Source organism: Cryobacterium arcticum (genome assembly GCF_003185895.1).
In the GTDB taxonomy this organism is placed as follows: Bacteria; Actinomycetota; Actinomycetes; order Actinomycetales; family Microbacteriaceae; genus Cryobacterium; species Cryobacterium arcticum.
On sequence record NZ_QHLY01000013.1, the window covers coordinates 56067 to 75249 of the forward strand.

Annotated in this window: 11 protein-coding genes; 5 read left to right on the forward strand and 6 right to left on the reverse strand. The window is 69.1% G+C overall.

Annotated features, from left to right (window positions below; all coding sequences use genetic code 11):
- Positions 1–88: 88 nt before the first annotated feature.
- The 5 genes from CTB96_RS20945 (at position 89) to CTB96_RS19740 (ending at position 10398) form a co-directional block, all read left to right on the forward strand.
- The gene (locus CTB96_RS20945; RefSeq protein WP_110128662.1) at positions 89–2290 is read left to right on the forward strand and encodes a PKD domain-containing protein; all 2202 of its coding nucleotides are present in this window, start codon (positions 89–91) and stop codon (positions 2288–2290) included.
- Positions 2291–2388: 98 nt separating this feature from the next.
- A complete protein-coding gene (locus CTB96_RS19725) occupies positions 2389–3099 on the forward strand; it encodes a hypothetical protein (protein ID WP_110128663.1) in 711 nt (236 codons plus the stop codon).
- A gap of 135 nt (positions 3100–3234) precedes the next feature.
- Positions 3235–8388, forward strand: coding sequence for a PKD domain-containing protein (locus CTB96_RS19730; RefSeq protein WP_110128664.1), 5154 nt, complete (start codon positions 3235–3237; stop codon positions 8386–8388).
- A complete protein-coding gene (locus tag CTB96_RS19735; protein ID WP_110128666.1) occupies positions 8385–9317 on the forward strand; it encodes a glycosyltransferase family 2 protein in 933 nt (310 codons plus the stop codon). Before CTB96_RS19730 ends, CTB96_RS19735 begins: the two co-directional genes overlap by 4 nt.
- Before the next feature lies 1 nt (position 9318).
- Positions 9319–10398 (forward strand): glycosyltransferase family 4 protein, encoded by a 1080-nt coding sequence (locus CTB96_RS19740; protein WP_110128667.1) that lies wholly within the window; start codon positions 9319–9321, stop codon positions 10396–10398.
- 1031 nt (positions 10399–11429) lie between these two features.
- Here the strand turns inward: CTB96_RS19740 and CTB96_RS19745 are convergent.
- The 6 genes from CTB96_RS19745 to CTB96_RS19770 are packed head-to-tail and all read right to left on the reverse strand — an operon-like array spanning position 11430 to position 18747.
- Positions 11430–12872 (reverse strand): tyrosine-protein kinase domain-containing protein, encoded by a 1443-nt coding sequence (locus tag CTB96_RS19745; RefSeq protein WP_110128669.1) that lies wholly within the window; start codon positions 12870–12872, stop codon positions 11430–11432.
- Between the two features lie 40 nt (positions 12873–12912).
- Entirely contained in the window at positions 12913–14157 is a 1245-nt protein-coding gene (locus tag CTB96_RS19750) for a glycosyltransferase (RefSeq protein ID WP_181397374.1), read from the reverse strand.
- The gene (locus CTB96_RS19755) at positions 14154–15110 is read right to left on the reverse strand and encodes a glycosyltransferase family 2 protein (protein WP_110128672.1); all 957 of its coding nucleotides are present in this window, start codon (positions 15108–15110) and stop codon (positions 14154–14156) included. The genes CTB96_RS19750 and CTB96_RS19755 overlap by 4 nt, the downstream gene beginning before the upstream one ends.
- Positions 15097–15903, reverse strand: coding sequence for a CDP-alcohol phosphatidyltransferase family protein (locus CTB96_RS19760; RefSeq protein ID WP_110128674.1), 807 nt, complete (start codon positions 15901–15903; stop codon positions 15097–15099). Before CTB96_RS19760 ends, CTB96_RS19755 begins: the two co-directional genes overlap by 14 nt.
- The gene (locus CTB96_RS19765) at positions 15900–17156 is read right to left on the reverse strand and encodes a DUF1972 domain-containing protein (protein ID WP_110128676.1); all 1257 of its coding nucleotides are present in this window, start codon (positions 17154–17156) and stop codon (positions 15900–15902) included. The genes CTB96_RS19760 and CTB96_RS19765 overlap by 4 nt, the downstream gene beginning before the upstream one ends.
- 1 nt (position 17157) lies before the next feature.
- Entirely contained in the window at positions 17158–18747 is a 1590-nt protein-coding gene (locus tag CTB96_RS19770; RefSeq protein WP_110128678.1) for a sugar transferase, read from the reverse strand.
- Positions 18748–19183: the final 436 nt, after the last annotated feature.

Genomic DNA, 19183 nt, shown 5'->3' on the forward strand with positions numbered 1-19183 from the left:
AGAGGGGTCAGTAAAGTTGAGCAATCATCATATACTTGCCACATCGCGCCGGCCATCGATGGTCGGCCCCCACGGATGAGGCTGACCGATGGTTTCACGCGCCCGGCACTCGCTCCTCGCACTTGGCACCGTCGTCGTCCTCGCTATCGCAGCCACGTTCACCGGAGCGCCTGCTCTGGCCGACACCGCTCCACCGGATGCGGGTACGCCCGCCACCGTCGCGGCCGATGCCCTGCCCACCCCGCAGATCAACGGAGTGGTGTGGGCCCAGCTGATCGTCGGCGACACGGTCTACGTCGGTGGTGAGTTCACCCGCGCCCGCCCGGCGGGGTCCGCCGCCGGGGTGAATGAGGTCGTCCGTAACAACCTGCTGGCGTACACCCTCAGCACCGGGGTGCTCACCTCGTTCAATCCCAACGTCAACGGGGCTGTCCGTGCCCTGGTCGCCGCCACGGACAGCTCGCGGGTCTACGCCGGCGGCACCTTCACCTCGGTCGGGGGCGTCTCCCGCTACCGGCTCGCCGCATTCACCGCCTCGTCTGGCGCCCTCGTCACGTCCTGGGCTCCGCAGGTGAACGGTCGGGTCAGCGCCCTGGGCATCAGCAACACAGCGGTTTACGCCGGCGGCGCGTTCACTTCTGCCGGCGGGCAGGCCCGCCCGTACATGGCCAGTTTCGCCACCTCCAACGGCGCGGTGCAGCCCTGGAAGGGCACTCCTGCAGGGGGCGGAGTAAACGCCATCACGGTCTCACCCGACGGCACCAAGGTCATCGTCGGTGGCGCCTTCACCTCCTACAACGGCGGCACCAACCCGGGTTACGGCATGGTGGCCACGAACGCGACCACCGGTGCGCCTTCGGCCTGGAAGGTGAACAGCGTCGTGCGCAACGGCGGCGCCAAAGCCGCCATTCTCAGCCTCACGTCCACGAGCGCCGGGGTCTTCGGCACCGGCTACGACTTCGGCAGCACCGGCAATTTCGAGGGCACTTTCCGCGCGACGTGGGCCGACGGCACCATCACCTGGCTCGAGGACTGTCACGGCGATACCTATTCGGCCGCGCCGACCAACGACGTCGTCTACACCACCGGCCACACCCACTACTGCGGCAACATCGGCGGCTTCGGTGAGACCACCCCCCGGTCGTACCATCGCACGGTGTCCTTCTCGATGAACGCCACCGGCACGGTCGCGACCAACACGGTGCCGGGGTACTCCAATTTCGGTGGCAAGCCACGCCCGTCGCTGCTGACCTTCTACCCTGACATCAACACCGGCACCTATACCGGCCAGGGTCAGGGACCGTGGACCGTGACCGCGAATTCTCAATACGTGCTTTACGGCGGAGAATTCACCATCGTCAACAACAAGAAGCAGCAGGGTCTGGTGAGGTTTGCTGTATCCGCGATCGCGCCGGACAAGGAAGGACCTCGGCTCGCCGGCGCTGACTTCGTACCCACTCTCACCACACCGAGTTCCGGATCGGTCACGGTGGCCTGGACCTCCAACTACGACCGGGACAACGAGCTGCTCACCTACGCCGTGCAGCGCGGCGGCGTGACGGTCAAGACCCTCACCGGCCGGTCGATGGACTGGAAGCGACCCGCGCTCAGCTGGACCGAAACCGGCCTGGCCGGCGGCACCTATTCGTACCGGATCAAGGTGACCGATCCGTTCGGCAACACAAAGACCGGCAACGCCGCGAGCGTGACGGTAGCCAACGGCGCCGCCGCGAAGCGCCAAGCCGCCCCGGCCCCGGCCTTCCAGGCAACGATCACCGGCCTCGACGTGGCCGTCGACGCCACCTCGGTGACCTCAGCATCCGGAGCTCCTATCGTGAGCTACGCCTGGGACTTCGGTGACACAGCCACCGCAGCCGGTGTCACGGCCGGCCACCGGTACGCACAGGCGGGCAGCTACCCGGTGACGCTCACGGCCACCGACGCCGATGGGGTGAAGCTCAGCATCACCCAGTCGGTCGATGTGACTGCGCCGCCGGCAGAGAACCCGGCGCCGAAGATCGACCCGGCTCCGGAGCAGGCCGTGCCCACGGTTCCGTCCCCGCAGGAACCGACGGGCGACACCCCGGCGACGGGCACCGTACCGAAGCCGTCCACCGCCACGCCCAGCCCGACACCGTCCTTGCCGGCACCTGTCGATCCGGCCGAGCCCCCGGCCGACTCTCCGGCAGAACCGGCAGACCCGCCGGCACCTGACGTCGTGCCGCTCGAGACCACTGTTGAGCTGCCCGCCGAGGACGCAGTCACGCCGACGGCGACGACCGCCCGGTGACGCCCCTTGGCAGGTCGGCAAGACCGTGCCTAAATGACAGCACGAGCTAACCGATCGGCTCACCGACGCGAAGTGGCCTCAGCGGCAGGAGCCCGACCATGGCATTAGATTCCCCGACGCCCCCCGACAACCAGCCCAACCGGCGGTGGCAGCGGCTCGGGCTCTCGGGAGTGATCACGGCGGCGGTCCTGCTTCTCGGCGCGACCTTCTGGGTCTCCCAGGGAGGCGGTTCCCCGGTTTCCGGAGCCACGGGGGCGGCGAGCCCCGAAGCGTCCGCGTCCGATCCCGCCGCGGCACCGGACTCCACCGAACCGCCCGCGACGATTGTTCCGGCACCGAGCGCGGCGCCTGGCACGGATGCCCCAGCCCCCGAGGAATCCGAAGCCCCGGTCGAGGTGGCGCCGCTGGCCGAGCTGCGCCCTGTTCCGCTGACCGAGCAGGTCGCTCCGGTTCCCGGCGTTGTCTTCGGGATCGATTCCCTCGAAGCCGTCGACGGCGTCGCCCAAGGCCCGGGGGAGGTGGGCGGACCCGCTTTACGGTTCACCCTGACCATGCGCAACGACACCGATGCCGAGGTGTCGCTCGCGGCTACCGTGGTCAACCTGTACGCCGGAGCCGACCAGCTGCCCATGGTCGATCTGCGGGAACCCGGCGGGATACCCCTGCCTGAGACCGTCGCCGCCGGCGCCACCGTCACGGGCGTCTTCGTCTTCGCGGTACCGACCGAGCAACGTGACCAGGTCAAGATCGGCGTCGACTACGTCGTCGGCGTTCCCATCGTGGTCTTCGAGGGCTCAGCCCCGCGATAGGCCTCTTCCGGCGCCCCGCCGCACGCGCGGCATTCGCCCCGAACTGGGGACATCGAACGCTGAATCTTCCTGACTACAGTCACACCGTGCGGTGGCCACCCGAAGGCCACGGTCCCGACCCGAACTGAGGCCTCCATGGGCGCTCCGGCCCTTTCCCCGTCCCTGCTCGCCCGTCCGAACGCCGGCGGCAGGCTGCGCACGCTGCTCACAGCGGTGGTGGCCGTGGCCGCCCTCGTCGGGGGATTGGTGCTGTCGGCGCCGCCCGCCCGGGCCGACACCGCGCCGGATTCGGTCGGAACACCCAAGACCGTTGCGGCCGACGCCCTCCCGACGACGCAGATCAACGGCGTGGTCTGGTCCCAGGTGATCGTGGGCAACACCGTGTACGTCGGCGGGGAATTCACCAGGGCCCGGCCGGCCGGAGCCGCTGCCGGCACCAGCGAGGTGGTGCGCAACAACCTCCTCGCCTATGACCTCAGCACGGGTGTCCTGACCGCCTCGTTCAACCCCAACGTCAACGGCACGGTGCGCTCCCTCGTCGCCTCGCCCGATGGAAGCCGGCTCTACCTCGGCGGCACATTCACGCAGGTCGGCGGTGTTACCAGGTACCGGGTGGCGGCGATCAGCACCGCGACCGGAGCCCTCGTCACGTCCTGGGCCCCCCAGGTCAACGCGCGTGTCACCACGCTGGGCATGACGGCGTCGACGGTGTACGTGGGCGGCATCTTCTCCTCGGCCAACGGGGTCGCCCGTGAAGGCCTCGCCGCGTTCGCGACCAGCAACGGCGCCCTCAAGGCGTGGACCGGCACCCCGACCGGTGGCGGCATCAACGCACTCACCGTCTCGCCCGACGGCACGAAAGTCATCGTCGGCGGCAGCTTCACGGCCTACAACGGCAGCTCCGACCCCGGCTACGGCATGGCCGCAACCGACGCCGTCACCGGCGCATCGCTGACCTGGAAGGTGAACTCCCTGGTTCGGAACGGCGGCCCGCAGGCATCCATCCTGAGCCTCACGTCGTCGGCCGAGGGCGTTTTCGGTACCGGCTACGTCTTCGGCACCGGCGGCAACCTCGAGGGCACGTTCCGGGCGAGCTGGGAGGACGGCACCCTGATCTGGCTGGAAGACTGCCACGGCGACACCTACTCCGCGGTACCGGTCCACGACGTGGTCTACACGACCGGACATCCGCACTACTGCGGCAACATCGGCGGGTTCCCGCAGGCCAACCCGTGGACCTATCACCGCACCCTTGCCTTCGGGATGCAGGCTACGGGCACCATCACCGCTGACCCGCTCGGCTACTACAACTTCGCCGGCACCCCGAGGCCGAGCCTGCTCACCTTCTACCCCGACATCAACACGGGTACTTACACCGGGCAGGGCCAGGGACCGTGGAACGTCGCCGCCAATGACGACTACGTGCTCTACGGCGGTGAGTTCACCATCGTGAACAACAAGAAGCAGCAAGGCCTGGTGCGGTTCGCTTCAACCGCCATCGCCCCCAACAAGGAGGGCCCACGGCTCACCGGAGCAGATTTTGTGCCCTCGGTCGCCTCGTTCGTGGCGGGCAGCGCCCGGCTGAGTTGGCCGGCCAACTACGACCGGGACAACGAGAAGCTCAGCTATGAGGTGCTCCGCGACGGCGTGGTCGTCAAGACGCTCGTGGCCGCGTCCAGCGATTGGAACCGGCCGACCCTCAGCTGGACGGACTCCGGTCTCACCAACGGTGCGTCTTACTCCTATCGGTTGCGCGTCACCGACCCGCTCGGAAACTCCAAGACCGGTAATTCCGTGGCGGTCACCGTCGCCGCCGACGGCAGCCTGAGCTCGTACGCGGAAGCAGTCCTCGCCGACTCGGCGACGTCGTACTGGCCGCTGGGCGAGGCCAGCGGAACCGCAGCATTCGACTGGGCCACCGGAATCGACGCCACCGTCCAGGCCGGCGTGACCCGTGGAGTCCCTGGTGCCGTGATCGGCCACTCCGGCACTGCATCCCGGTTCGACGGCAGCGCAACCGGCTACGCGGTGACCGACACGGCCCAACCGTCCACTGACACGTTCAGCGTCGAAGCCTGGGTGAAGACCACCAGCACGACCGGCGGCAAGATCGTCGGTTTCGGTGACAGCCGCACCGGCACCTCGTCGTCGTACGACCGGCACGTCTACATGGACGGCTCAGGCAAGATCTGGTTCGGCGTCTACCCGGGCGGCGTGCGCACCGTGAACAGCTCCGCGTCGTACAACGATGGCCAGTGGCACCAGGTGGTCGCGACCCTCGGGTCCGCCGGAATGGCGCTCTACGTCGACGGCAAACGGATTGCCCAACGCGCCGACGTGACCAGCGCCCAGGGCTACTCGGGCTACTGGCGCATCGGCGGTGACAACATCGGCGGCTGGCCGAACCAGCCCTCGACCGCCTTCATCGCCGCCGACATCGACGAGGTCTCCGTGTACCCGGCCCCGTTGAGCCTGGCCCAGGTGATCGCACACTACGAAGCCTCCGGCCGCACCTCGTCCGCCCCCGCGGCACCGACGGATGCCTACGGCAAGTCGGTCTACAACGCCGACCCCGACCTGTACTGGCGGCTGGGCGAGAGCTCCGGCACCGTCGCGGCCGACTCATCACGCTCACTGACCCCCGGCACGTATTCCGGCCAGGTCAGCCAGGGAGCGGCCGGCCTGGTCACCGGAACGCCGGACACCGCGGCCACTTTCAGTACCGGCATCGTCAGCAGCACTGTGCAGGTGAGCGACCCGCGCACCTACTCCCTCGAGGCCTGGTTCTCCACCACCAGCACCCAGGGTGGCAAGATCATCGGATTCGGTGACCAGCAAACCGGCCTCTCCGGCAACTACGACAGGCACGTCTACCTGCAGGACGACGGCACCCTGGTCTTCGGTACCTGGACCGGAGCTACGAACACGATCACCACGCCGACCGCCTACAACGACGGCCGCCGGCACCACGTGGTGGCGGTGCAATCCGGCGACGGCATGAAGCTCTACGTGGACGGCGCCATCGTCGGCACCAACCCGCAGACCTCCGCGCAGTCGTACTCCGGCTACTGGCGGGTCGGTGGAGATCCCACCTGGAGCTCGAGCAGCCCGTATTTCGCCGGCGTCATCGACGAGGTCGCCGTGTATTCCCGCGACATCGGCGCGACGGTGATCCGCAACCACTTCACCACCGGCACGGCGGGCGAACCGGAGAACACTCTCCCGACGGCTGCCTTCGAGAGCACTGTCGACCACCTGGCCGTCACCGTCGACGGCACCGCATCCGCTGACCCGGACGGTTCCATCGCCGGTTACTCCTGGGCGTTCGGGGACGGTGCCACCGCCACCGGTGCCACGGCCGATCACACCTACGCGGCCGCAGGAACGTACTCGGTCACCCTGACCGTGACCGACAACGACGGGGCCACCCAATCGATCAGCCATCCGGTCACCACGACGGCGTTGCCCGTGAACGAGGCGCCAACGGCCGCCTTCACGCTCACGGCCGCCAACCTCGCCGTGACCGTCGACGGGGCCACTTCCGTGGATGCCGACGGCACGATCGCCGGCTACGCGTGGACCTTCGGCGACGGCGCGACGGCAACGGGCGCCACCGCCCAGCACACCTACGCGACCGCGGGGGAGTACGAGGTCGGACTGACCGTGACCGACAACACCGGTGCGAGCGGCAGCACAGCGCAGACCGTCACCGTTGCGGCGGCTCCGGTGGTGACAGCCCTGGCGACCGATGCCTTCGAGCGGGCGGTCACCGGCGGCCTCGGCCTCGCCGATCGGGGCGGCGCCTGGACCGTGAGCGGTTCGACCGCAAACTATTCGGTGTCCGGCGGCTCGGCCAAACTCCGGGCGCCGGCGGCCGGCGCAACCGTGACCGCCACGTTGCCGGGGGTGAGCGCCACCGACACCGAAGTGCGGGTTGCCGCCGCCCTGCAACAAGCCGCCACGGGCTCTGGCGCCTACCTGTCGGTGCTCGGCCGCAAGGTCGGCACAGACGACTACCGCGCCAGGGTCAAGGTCGCCGCAGGGGGCGCGGTGCAACTGCAGCTCCTGCACGGCGGTACGACCCTCCGAACGGCCAACATCGCCGGGCTGGTCTACGCCACCGGCGACCAGCTCAACATCGCCGTTCAGGTCACGGGCACCTCGCCGACGACCATCAGGGCCAAGGTCTGGCGGGCCGGGAGCGCCGAGCCGGCCGACTGGCAGGCAACGACCACCGACACCACCGCCGCCCTCCAGCAGGCCGGAACGATCGGGCTCTCGCTGTACCTGGGTGGGACCGCTACCACCGCCCCGGTGACGGCAGCGTTCGACACCCTCTGGGCGGGACCGTCCGGCGCCACGCCGACCCCGCCGACCCCGCCGACGCCGACGAACGTGGCCCCGGTCGCGGCCTTCAGCACATTGACGGCCGACCTCACCGTGACAGCGGATGCGTCCGGGTCCACCGATTCCGACGGCACCATTGCCGGATACGCCTGGAATTTCGGTGACGGCACGACGGCCACCGGGGCCACCGTCAACCACGCCTACGTCGCGGCCGGCACCTATCCGGTGAGCCTCACCGTCACCGACGATGATGGCGCCGCCACCACCCTCGCGAAACAGGTCACCGTGACAGCACCGCCGCCGCCGCCCGCCGGCACCGACCTCGCCAGGGATGCCTTCGGCCGCACCGTCGCCACCGGCCTCGGCACCGCGGAGGTGGGCGGCGCCTGGTCGATCACCGGGTCCAGCGCGAATTACAGCGTCGGGAGCGGCACCGCAACCCTCCGCTCGCCCGCCGTCGGGGCGATGGAGACCGCCCGACTGGCCACAGTCTCCTCGACGGCCACCGATGTCGGGGTCGTCGCCGCGGTGCAGCAGGCCGCTACCGGATCCGGCACCTACGTGTCGGTGCTGGGTCGCACCGTCGGGGCTGACGACTACCGGGCCAGGGTGCGGTTGAACGCCGACGGCACCGTGACACTGCAGATCATGCGCGGTGCCACCGCACTGCGGTCCCTCCTGGTGCCGGGGCTCACCCCGGCCGTCGGCCAGCCGCTGGCGATCCGGCTGCAGGTCACCGGCACGGCACCGACCACTCTCCGCGCCAAGGTCTGGGTCGCCGGCCAGGCCGAGCCGGCCGCCTGGCAGCTGACCGGTACCGACGCGACCGCGGCGATGCAGGTTCCCGGCGGTGTCGGAATCGCCCTCTACCTCGGCGGATCATCCACCATCACGCCGGTCACCGCCCGGTTCGACGACCTTCTGGCCAAGCCGCTGCCATGACCGACAGCGCGACCGCCCGCAGGCTGACCATCGCCGTCCTCACCTATCGGCGCCCGAACGACCTGGCCGACATCCTGCCGATTCTGCGGACCCAGATCGACGGAGTTGCGGGGGTGGTCGACATCCTGGTGGTCGACAACGATCCGGACGCCGGGGCACGCACGCAGGTGATGACCGAGGCGCGACATGCGCCCATCCGTTACGTGCACGAGCCCAGTCCAGGCATCGCCGCTGCCCGTAACCGTGCTCTGGACGAGACCAGGGCCGACCTCCTCGTCTTCATCGACGACGACGAGCGCCCCACCGCGGCCTGGCTGGCCACGCTGCTGGCCACGTACGAACGCTATCGGCCGGTCGCCGTGGTGGGCGCCGTCCTCTCGCGGTACGACACCCCGCCCAGCCGGTGGGTGCAGGCCGGCCGATTCTTCGATCGCCGCCGTCTGCCGACGGGCACTCCCGTCACCGAAGCAGCCACCAATAATCTGCTGATCGACCTCGCCTGGGTGCAGGCCAGAGGTCTCCGCTTCGACGGCCGATTCGGGCTCAGCGGAGGATCGGATTCCCTCTTCACCCGGCAGGTGCACGCCCTGGGCGGACTCATGACCTGGTGCGACGAAGCCGTCGTGATCGACGTCGTCCCGCCCAACCGGGTCACCCGGAGCTGGGTCCTGCGTCGCGCGTATCGGATCGGCAATGCGTCCAGCCGAGTACGCCTGGACGCCGCCACGCCCGGTCACCGGCTTGCCCTGCGAGTGGGGCTCCTCGCCAGGGGATCGGCCCGGCTGCTGGCCGGATCGGCGCGCTGCGCTGCCGGATTCCTCACCGGGCAGCTGGTCCATCGTTCCCGCGGCATGCGCACCGTCGCTCGGGGCGCAGGCATGGTGTCTGGCTCGCTCGGTGCGACCTTCAGCGAATACTCCCGGACCTGACGTGGCAGCCATCGTCGCTGGCCGGGCGCGGCTCTACCAGACCGTGCGCACCGCGCACCTCGAGCGGGCGCATGCCCTGGCGCCGGCCACGATCTTGTACCGCGCCACGCGCAAGGACTTCGACCGCACCCTCGCCGGCGACCTCGACCTCGTCCCGGCCGGCCCGGTACGGGCAGCATGGCTCTTGGCGCGTTCGGGGGTGCGTCAGCTGGAGGTCAACGAGCCCCTCATGCTCCGCAGCCTCCCGCGCACGGCACTCGCGATCGCGGTGCTGCGCCTGCGGCCCCTGATCGGCGGCCCCCGTACTCGCATCGTGAGCTACGCCATCGAGAACGCCGACCCATTCGATCAATCGGTATCCGGGCGCGCCAGGCTGACCCGACGGGCGCACCGGTTGCTGTCCGGCTTCGTCTGGTCCTCTCTCGACCGGGTGGCCTTCGGCACCGAATCGGCCCAGCGCACCTACGGCGCCGCCTTCTCGAGCCGGCCCGGCCCGGCACAGAGCGCCGAGGTTCTCGCGCTACCCGCGCCGTGCACCTGCCCGGGCCAGGGAGTCGACGACACCCCGCGGGTGCTCTTCCTCGGTGCCCTCAGCGCGCGCAAGGGCTTCCCGCAGCTACTCGACGCGTGGCCCTATTTAAAGGTACGCCTGCCGAATGCGCGATTGACGATCCTCGGCACCGGCCCGATGGCGGATCAGGCACGAGCCCTCTCTGACGCCGATTCCTCCGTCGACCTACACATCAACCCGGGCAGGGCAGAGATCCACGCGCATCTTCGTCGTTCCACCGTGCTGATCCTGCCATCGCAACCAACGCCCGGGTGGCGCGAACAGGTGGGCCTGCCGATCTGCGAGGGCCTTGCCCACGGCTGCACCGTCGTCACCACCACCGAAACCGGGCTCGCGGCCTGGCTGGCCGCGCACGGCCACACCACTCTGGAGCCGTCAGTCGCCCCCGATGACTGGGCGCGCGCCCTCGACGTCGCGCTGCGGCACCGTCGAAGCCGGGATTCCGTTCTCGGTGACCTTCCTGAGGTCGATGGGCGACTCGCCGCCGACGCCTGGTTGTTCGGCGGCTGAGCCGCGAGAGCGAGCGCGCGCCCCGATGCGCGCCAAGGCGGCAGCGTACGCCTCCCGGTGTTTGGCGGCCACGACGGGCCAGGCCCGATTGGTCAGATCCGGCCGCGCGGACCTGTCGGGCTGTTCCGCCCGGCACCGGTCCAGGGCTCGCCCCAGCTGGTCGGCGGTGAGGGCGCCGCTGTAGGTGTACACCCACCCTCGGCCGGCTTCCGTGCGCAGCGCCTCTGTGACCGGATTCGACGGCACCAGAATGGGCCGTGCCAACGACAACGCCAGGATCGCAGCGCCGGAATTGTGCAACTCCCGGTAGGGCAGGGTCACGAGTTCGGCCTGCGCGACCTCGGCGGCCAGTTCAGCGTCGGTCGCGTGGCCGAGCGAGACCGTGACCCTGTCGTCGGCCAGGGCGGCGAGGGTCACTTCTGCGCCGAGGTCGGTCGTGGTCGGGTTGCCGACCACCCGCAAGGACACCGGACCGCCGTCCGGACCGGTGCGAAGCGCGCTGAAAGTGGTGATCAGGTCGGGCACGGCCTTGTACGGGCGGATGAGCCCGAAATAGACCAACCGGCCGGGCAACGATGGCCCCAACTCTGCCGCGTCGAACCAGGTGATGTAGTCCCCGTGCTCGATGGTGCGCACACTGGCCTCGTCCGAGACCGGTGTGGTGGGGTTGAGCCGGATCCACAGGGTCGTCAGTCGGTCGAACCGCTCGAGCAACGCCCGCTCTGTACGGCTGCCGGCCTCGTGGCTGCGCAGGTTGTGCACGGTCCGCACGACTGCCGTCCGGCTCCGGCGCAGCCATAGGCGCAGGAGAAGCGCCCGGAACAGCATCCGCCTGGCGAGGGTCCGCGCCGGCGTACTGCCGTGCAGCAGCGCCTCTGGCCAGTGCACGTGGAAAACGTCGTACTGCCCGGTCAGGGCGGTACGCCACGTGAAACCGAGCACCTCCGGCTCCGGACCGAGCTCGGCTTCCAGTTGCACCAGATAGGGATTGGTCGTGCTGCGTCCGGTCGGGAATGACTGCAGGACGCGCATCATCCGGCCGTGGTCCTCTCGGCGGCCCGCCTGCTGACGGCCGGGGCCGGCGGCACCGCCGCTTCCGGCGCAGCATCGGCCTTCGCCACCCCGGGCCCCTCCGGCACGCTCACCATGCCGTAGTAGTCGGTGGGCCGGGACTCCTTCACTCCGTTGAGCACGATCCCGAGCACCCGCGCGTTCACGTTCTCCAGCGCACCGATGGTGTCTTTCAGCTGCGCGCGGCGGGTGACCCCGTAGCGTGCGACGACGATGGCGCCGTCGGCGATGTGCGCCAGGCCCAGGGCGTCGGTCGCCGCCAGCAACGGCGGGGAGTCGATCACGATGTAATCGAAGCGGGCCGCGAGGGTCTGCAGGAGGGTGCGCATGGCGGCCGACCCGAGCAGCTGCCCGGGGTTGGGTGGCAGCGCCCCGGCGGTCAGCACCGACAGGCTGTCCCCGCACGGCACTATCGCCTCCTCAGGTGAGATCGCGCCTCGCAGCACCGTGGTGAGGCCGACGTCGCCGTCGAGGCCGCAGAGGTCCGCGATGCTCGGCCGGCGCAGGTCGGCGTCGACCAGCAAAACCCGGGGGGATCGTTCGGCCAGGGCGAGCGCGAGATTGACCGACGTGGTGGACTTGCCGTCCTTGGTGAGTGGGGAGGTGACCACCATGAGGCGGGGCCGGTGGTCGACATCGATGAACTCGAGGTTCGCCTGCACCCGACGGTAGGACTCGGCCAGGGTGCTGCGCGGCATCGTGCGCATCGTGATCCCTGCCGGAACCTTGCGTCCCCGCTGGCCGACCTTGCCCAGCACGGGCACATCGGTGACCCTGTCGATGTCGGCGTCGGTGCGTACCCTGGTGTCCAGGATGTCGCGCAGCACCGCGTAGGCCACCCCCAGGGCCAGGCCGATCAGCAGCCCGGTGAGAACGAGCAGTGTGGTGTTGGGCGAGAACGGGCGCGCCGGCGGCTGGGCGGTCGACACGGTCTGGAGTGCGATCGATGCGGATCCCGCCGGACCTTCCGGTGCGAGCTCCTGGCCGGTGGTGGCCAGCGACCGGGTGATCGCGTTGGCGATGCGGGCGGCCTGGTCGGCGGACCGGTTGACCACGGTGACCTCGATGATCACGGTATTCAGTGGCGTCGAAGCCGTCACACTGGCGGCGAGTCTGGCCGGGGTTGTGTCCAGCTCCAGTTTGTCGATCACCGGCTGGAGCACGGCGGGCATGGTGGCTAGCTGGGTGTAGGACTGCACGAGCTTCTCGGTGAAGGTGAAGCCCTGAACGAGCTCATTGGTGGTCTCACCCCGTGGGCTGGAGACGAATACGCTGCTCGTGGCCCGATACAGGGCGGGCTGGGCGGACGCATAGGCGAAGCCGACGCCGGCGCCCAGAACGCCGAGGACCAGAATCGTGAGCCACCTCCGTGCGATGGATCGCAGGTATTCGACCGATTCCATGTTGTTGTCCCCTCTGCACTCGTGCTGCTCGATGCGATGGCTAGTTCTTCTGATCGGCGAGATGCCGGGCGGCCGCGGTGCGAGGCTCGGTGCGGCGCTGCTCCGCCGGATGCTGGCGCAGCAGGTGCTGCGGGTGACCCGCGGTGAGCACCGTCTGGCGGATACTCGTGCGGTAGCCGGCGACCCCGTGCCGGTCCCGGGCGAGGAACTGGTCGGTACCGGCGGCCAGCCGGAACCTGGGCCACTCCCGCACCATCAGTGCCAGGGCGCCGGCCAGGTCGGATGACGCGCCGGGTGCCACTCTCACCGCGGAGGCGTATCCTGCGGAGGCCTCGCGCAGGCCGGACGTGTCGCTCACCACCACGGGCCGGGCGGCGAGGATGCCTTCGACGGCGGTGTTGCCGAATCCCTCTTCGAGGATCGAGGGCACGAGCACGATGTCGCTCATAGCCAGGAACGGCCAGACATCACGCTGGTAACCGTGGAAATGCACGACCTCGGTCAGTCCCTCCGTGCGCACCAAGGCGCGAAGTCGGTCCAGGTACCACTCGTAGCCGGGGTAGATGTCGCCCACGAGGTGCAGTTCAGCGTCGTGCCCGTCGGAACGGTATTCGGCCAGGGCCCGCACCGCCGTGTCGACCCCTTTCCGTTCCGACAACCGTCCGACATAGACCACCTGCAGCGCACCCTCGAGCCGGGAGCGCGCAGCGTCGGGTTTGGCCGGCCAGCTGATCGGATTGCGTACCAGCCTGGAACGCCCGCGCAGCGACGGATACGACTCGCAATAGACGTCAATGCAATGCTGACTGTTCGAGATCACCGAGTTGCAGAGCAACAGCGGGGCCGCCAGGGCGCGGCGCACAGGCCAGGAGCCGCCGCGCTCCGCCTCATGCACATGGGCGACCACCGGCACCCTGGCCAGCCGCCCGAGCAGCACCCAGAGCGGCAGGGTCACGGTGTTGACATACACGACGTCAGGGCGCACCCGGCGCAGCAGCCGGAGCCCGCTGACGACACCGCGCACGGTGTCCGCCAGAAACCGGAGGGCACCGGCCGGGCGGAGGATGCTCTTGCGCAGCACCGGCGTGGGGCACACCGTGGTGCCGGCGCCACGCCGGGCGAGTTCCGCGGCCAACGGGCCGGTCGAGGGGAGTGCGACGGTGACCCGCATGCCGGCGGAGACCAGGGCGGACACGGTCTCGAGCATGACCAGGTCCGAGCCGTAGAGTTCAGCGCCGGGGTGCGCGATCAGCACTTCGTTCGCGGGAACCGATGATGTGCTCACGAATCCTCCCGCACGGGGTTGAGACGGCGGATGACCGCCGGCCGGTTGGCCGGCGCCGGCGCGATCAGCGTTCGCATCGCCAGTCCGGCGCCGGCGACGGTGCCGCGCGCCGCGGCCATCAGAAGCGGGACGGCGTGACGGGCCAGGTCGCGACGGCCGCCGCGCTGGAGTACGGCAGCGGCGTAGACCGGACTGAGCAGGAGCCATCGCATCACGTGCCGGCGATCGAGGTGCCTGGCGGCGAAGGCCAGCCGGTTGCGGCAATTGGAGTAGACATACAACGGCGACTTCCCAGAGGTGTCCTGGGTGCCGCCGACGCTGTGCACCACGGTGATGTCGTCGCGCACCAGCAGGGTGCCGCCGGCGGCGAGACACCGCCAGGACAGGTCGACATCCTCCCAGTAGAGGAAGTAGGTTTCGTCGAATCCGCCCAACCAGTCCCACAGGTGTGCGTGCACCATCAGGCAGGACCCGCTGAGCCACCCTCCCGGCGCAGAGCTGTCGACAGGGTCGCCCGTGCGGGTGCGGCCCCGTCCGACATCCACCGTGCCGCCGGCGAACCAGAGCGACCCGTCCGGGCGCACGATCCGGGGGCTCTGCAGTTGCTGGGGGTTGGCGGCGCAGGCAGTGGCCAGGGCCAGCACGCCCGCCTCGTCGATGCGGGCGTCAGGGTTGATCAGCAGCAGTCGGCTGCACCCGCGGGAGATCAACAATCGGGCACCCGCGTTCACGCCGGCGCCGAAACCCAGGTTCAATCCGGGGGCGATCAGTGACCAGCCCTCGCGGGCAGCGAGCGCGGTCGTCGCCTCGCGATGGGCGAGCGTGGAGAAGTTGTCGACCACCACGACGCGCCCGGTGGTCAGCCGCCTGCCGAGTTGGACAAGATTCGCTTCCAACAGGTCGGGCGGGCCGTAGTTGACCACCACGATTCCCAGGTCCTCAGGCAATGACATCGGGGTTCCCCTCTGTGGAACGGTGCCGGGGCGTGCCTTCGGCGGGAGCAGGCGCCAGGGCGCGCATGTCGCCGAACCACTTCACCAGGGCAAGCCCGAGGTAGAGGGCGTTGGCCGCGAGCAAGGCGGTGTACACGGCGAAGAACACCGGGGGCGCACCGAGCAACGCGAACGAGGCGCACAGAACGCCGAAGTCGGTGGGAAGACCCAGCAGGGACCGGAGCGGGGTGCTGGAGTGCACGGTTGTGGCGACCGGGCCGGTGTGCTTGGCCTTCAGCAGGTCGTTGAGGATCATCGCAAAGAACGCCACGGCGGCGACGATCGTGAACACGAGCGGTACCAGCAACCAGGCCGGGCTCGGCAGGTCGAAGAACCGATAGACCAGGACGAGCACTGCCAGGTGCACGCTGGAGATCTTCCAGGCGTCGACCACGTGGTCCAGCCATTCTCCGGCCGCGCTGCCGGCGTGCTGCAGCCGGGCCAGCTGACCGTCGGCCGAATCCAGCACGTAGCCGACCGCCAGCAGCAACCAGACGCCGATGCCCATCATCAGGCTGGGCGGGAAGGTCGCCAGCAGCAGCACCCCGCCGAGGGTGAAACCGGCGCTCAGCGCGGTGACCATGTTCGGCGTCCAGCCCAGCCGGAAGGCGATGGCAGCGGGGATCCGGCCCAGAGGTCGGTTCACGAACAGTGAATACGCCGGGGCGCCCCTGGCCGCGCCCTTCTGGGCGAAGGCGAGCTGCCGGACGGCATCGGCCACCGTCAGCGGGGGCGCCGCGACGCTGCCGGTCACAGGACACCCCGCACCGGCGTCGAGGTGCGTCGGGCCGGTTCTGGGGCGTTCCACGGCGACCGTCCAGTGCGTGCCACGCTGATGCCCTGCGTGCTGTAGCCGGCGGCGAGTCGCTGAGCGAGATCCTCATATCCATCGGTCACGTGGCCCCAGTTGTAGAGGGCGGCCGCACGGCGTTGTAACGCCTCGCTCACTTCTTCGGTGTGGTGGGGGTTGAGTTCGGCGTCTTCGATCAGGGTCGAGAGCGTGCGGGCATCGCTGAAGTAGGCACCGTAGGCGCCGAGGACCTCGCGGTTGAAGACGACATCCCAGGCGATGGCTGCCGTGCGTGCGCCCATCGCGCGAAGCAGGGATGGGTTGGTGCCCCCGACAGAGTGGCCGTGCAGGTAACTCACCGAGTGCGCGTACAGCTGATCGAGCTGGTCCTGGTCCCAGAGCCCGCCGAGCAGCCGCACGCGGGGGTCATCGGCGAGGGCGGTGATCTTGCGGCAGTAGGCACCGGCGTAGGGCGCGGAGCCGACGACAACCAGCGGCATCCGGGCGCTGCTCTGCCGGTAGCCGTCGATGATGACGTCGACGTGATTCTCCGGTTCGAACCTGGCGACAACGAGGTGGTAACCATTCGGAGTGAGACCGAGCTCGGCCAGCCGGTCGGACGGCGGTTTGTGCAACAGCCGGGTGCCATAGCTGATCAGTTCGGTCGGGATCGCGAACTCCTGCCGGTAGTAATCGGCTATTCCCTGGGCATCGGCGATGAGGGCATCCGCTGACTTCACCGACAGTAGTTCGGCCCAGCGGTAATACTGGCGTGCGGCGCCTCCCCACTTGTCTCGTTTCCACTCCAAGCCATCCACGTGCACGGTGGTGGGGATGCCGCGCTGGCGCAGGAACGGCACGAACGGGGCGTTCGCGGCGTTGAACACGAATGCGACATCCGGACGCTGCCCAGAGGTGGCGTGCGCTACGGAGAATGCGGTGTGGCTGAGGGTCTCGAGAGCCTTCAGGTGCAGCGCGGGCAGGTGCACGAGGCGCATCCCCAGGTGCTCCCGGGTCGGAGGCGGCTGCGAGTTGCCGGCGGAGCGGCAGTAGACCGTTACCGCGTGCCCGCGATCCACCAGACGCCGGCCGATCTCCTCGACGGCGGTCTCGAAACCGCCATAGGCAGCCGGCACCCCACGGGTACCGATCATCGCGATCCGCAGCGCCGAGGCGCCGGAACGCGCCTCCGGCTCAGTCCGAGTCCAGAACGACATGTCAGTAAGCCCCCAGTGGTCGGATGATGATTTTGAAGGTGCGCCAGATGATCATCAGATCGCCGGCCAGCGACCAGTTCTCGACGTAGTAGAGGTCGAGTCGCACGCTTTCCTCCCAGCTGAGGTCAGATCGGCCGTTGACCTGCCACATGCCGGTGAGACCAGGCTTGATGTACAGGCGGCGATGCATGTGCGACTCGTAGTTCTTCACCTCGTCCGGCAGCGGCGGGCGCGGGCCGACGAGGCTCATCTGGCCGACCACGATGTTCCACAGCTGGGGGAGTTCGTCGAGGGAGTATTTGCGCAGCACCCGGCCGACCCTGGTGATGCGGGGGTCGCTGCGGATCTTGAAGAGCACGCCGACGCCCTCGTTCTGGTCGAGCAGGCCGGCCAGGTCGTCTTCGGCGGTGCGCACCATCGACCGAAGCTTCAGCATGCGGAAGGGCCGCCCGTTCCGGCCGATGCGTTCCTGCCGAAAGAGCACAGGGCCAGGGCTGTCCAGTTTCACCAGCAGCCCGATCACGAGGAGCACCGGGCTCACCAGGATCAGCGCCGCTCCGCCCAGGATCATATCGAGGGCCCGTTTGAGCACGTGCTTGGCCCCGTCGTATTGCGGGATCTCGACGTGGATCAGGGGCAACCCTTCCACCGGGCGGAAATGGATGCGCGGGCCGGCGACATCTGTCAGCCGGCTGGACAGCACGAGTTCGGCCGAGGTCTTCTCGAGGTCCCAGCCCAGGTTGCGGATGAAGGTGTTACCGAGGCTCGGGTGCCCGGCGACGATGACGGCGTCGACTCCGAGTGACTGCGCAGCGGCTGCGACGTGCGCGAAATCGGACACGACCGGAACATCCTGACCGGCCGAGAGCACGCTGGTCGTACTGTCGCCTTCCAGGGCGGCCCCGACCACTTGGTAGGCGGCCCCAGATTTCTCATTGATCTGCCGCACGACGTATTCAACGTCGTCCCGCCCGCCGACGACGATGGCCCTGGCCAGGTAGTGGCCGAAACGGCGTTGCCGGATCAACCACTTGCGCCACAGCCAGCGCTCCAGGATGAGCGCGGCGACACCCAGCGGCAGCGCGAATACGAAATAGGCCCTCGCGGTGTCGACCTGCAAGAGGAGGAAGAGGATGGCAAGCATGCCGAAGGCCAGAGCGCTCGCGTTGATGACGAGCTTGTACTCGGTCGCGCCGACCCCGACGATCCGCGCGTCCCGGGTGCGGAAGGTGCCGAGGGTGATGATCCAGGCGATGGCCACGACCGCGGTCACAGCCCAGGTGGACGGGGGGATCAGCGAGGGGTCGGAGACCGGGTTGATCAGCGTGAACCTGGCGATGAATGCCACCGTGACGGCGGACGCAATCACCGCGGAGTCCGTGAGCGTGAGTCGAGTGCGGTATTGCCGGGCCCAGGCGGCTCCGGACAGTCCGACCGCTGGTGGCGCGGCCGGGAGAGACCCCGGCTGTGCTGCACCGGCCGGACCGGTTTGCACGGGTCCGGTTGCCGCGGGGCGCACCAGGCGCAGCGGCGCCCGATACCCGGCCGGAACGCTGTCGGACAGCGGGGACTCCGGCTTCGGCGTGCTCATCGTCGACCGGCACTCCGGGCCGGATCAGGGCAGGCAGAGCGCGAGGCCCGGCTGCGGAACGGGGGCAGCTGGAGCTTTTGGGGTCGACCAATAGGCCGACACGTCACTGACGTATTCACGGTGGGTCCCCTGCAGTTCGGGTTTACAGGTTCAGGCGGGTGATGGAACTGATGGTGCAGTCGAACGCCGGGTGGGTGGCCCTGCGTCCGGAATGGCAGTGTCGGGTAAGACGGGTAAGACAGGTAAGACGGGTAAGCGGAACGACGGAATGAGCCGGAGCCGAGCGAGGTGGCACAGGTACGGATGTGACGGGTGGGGCGGATCTGACTGATGCTCAGCGACTCACGAGGTGAACATACCCTGCAAGTCGTTTTTGTCGCTGTGACCTGAACAGGGGCCAGTTCCGGGCCCCGCGATCACCCCCCCTGTTGGGGGA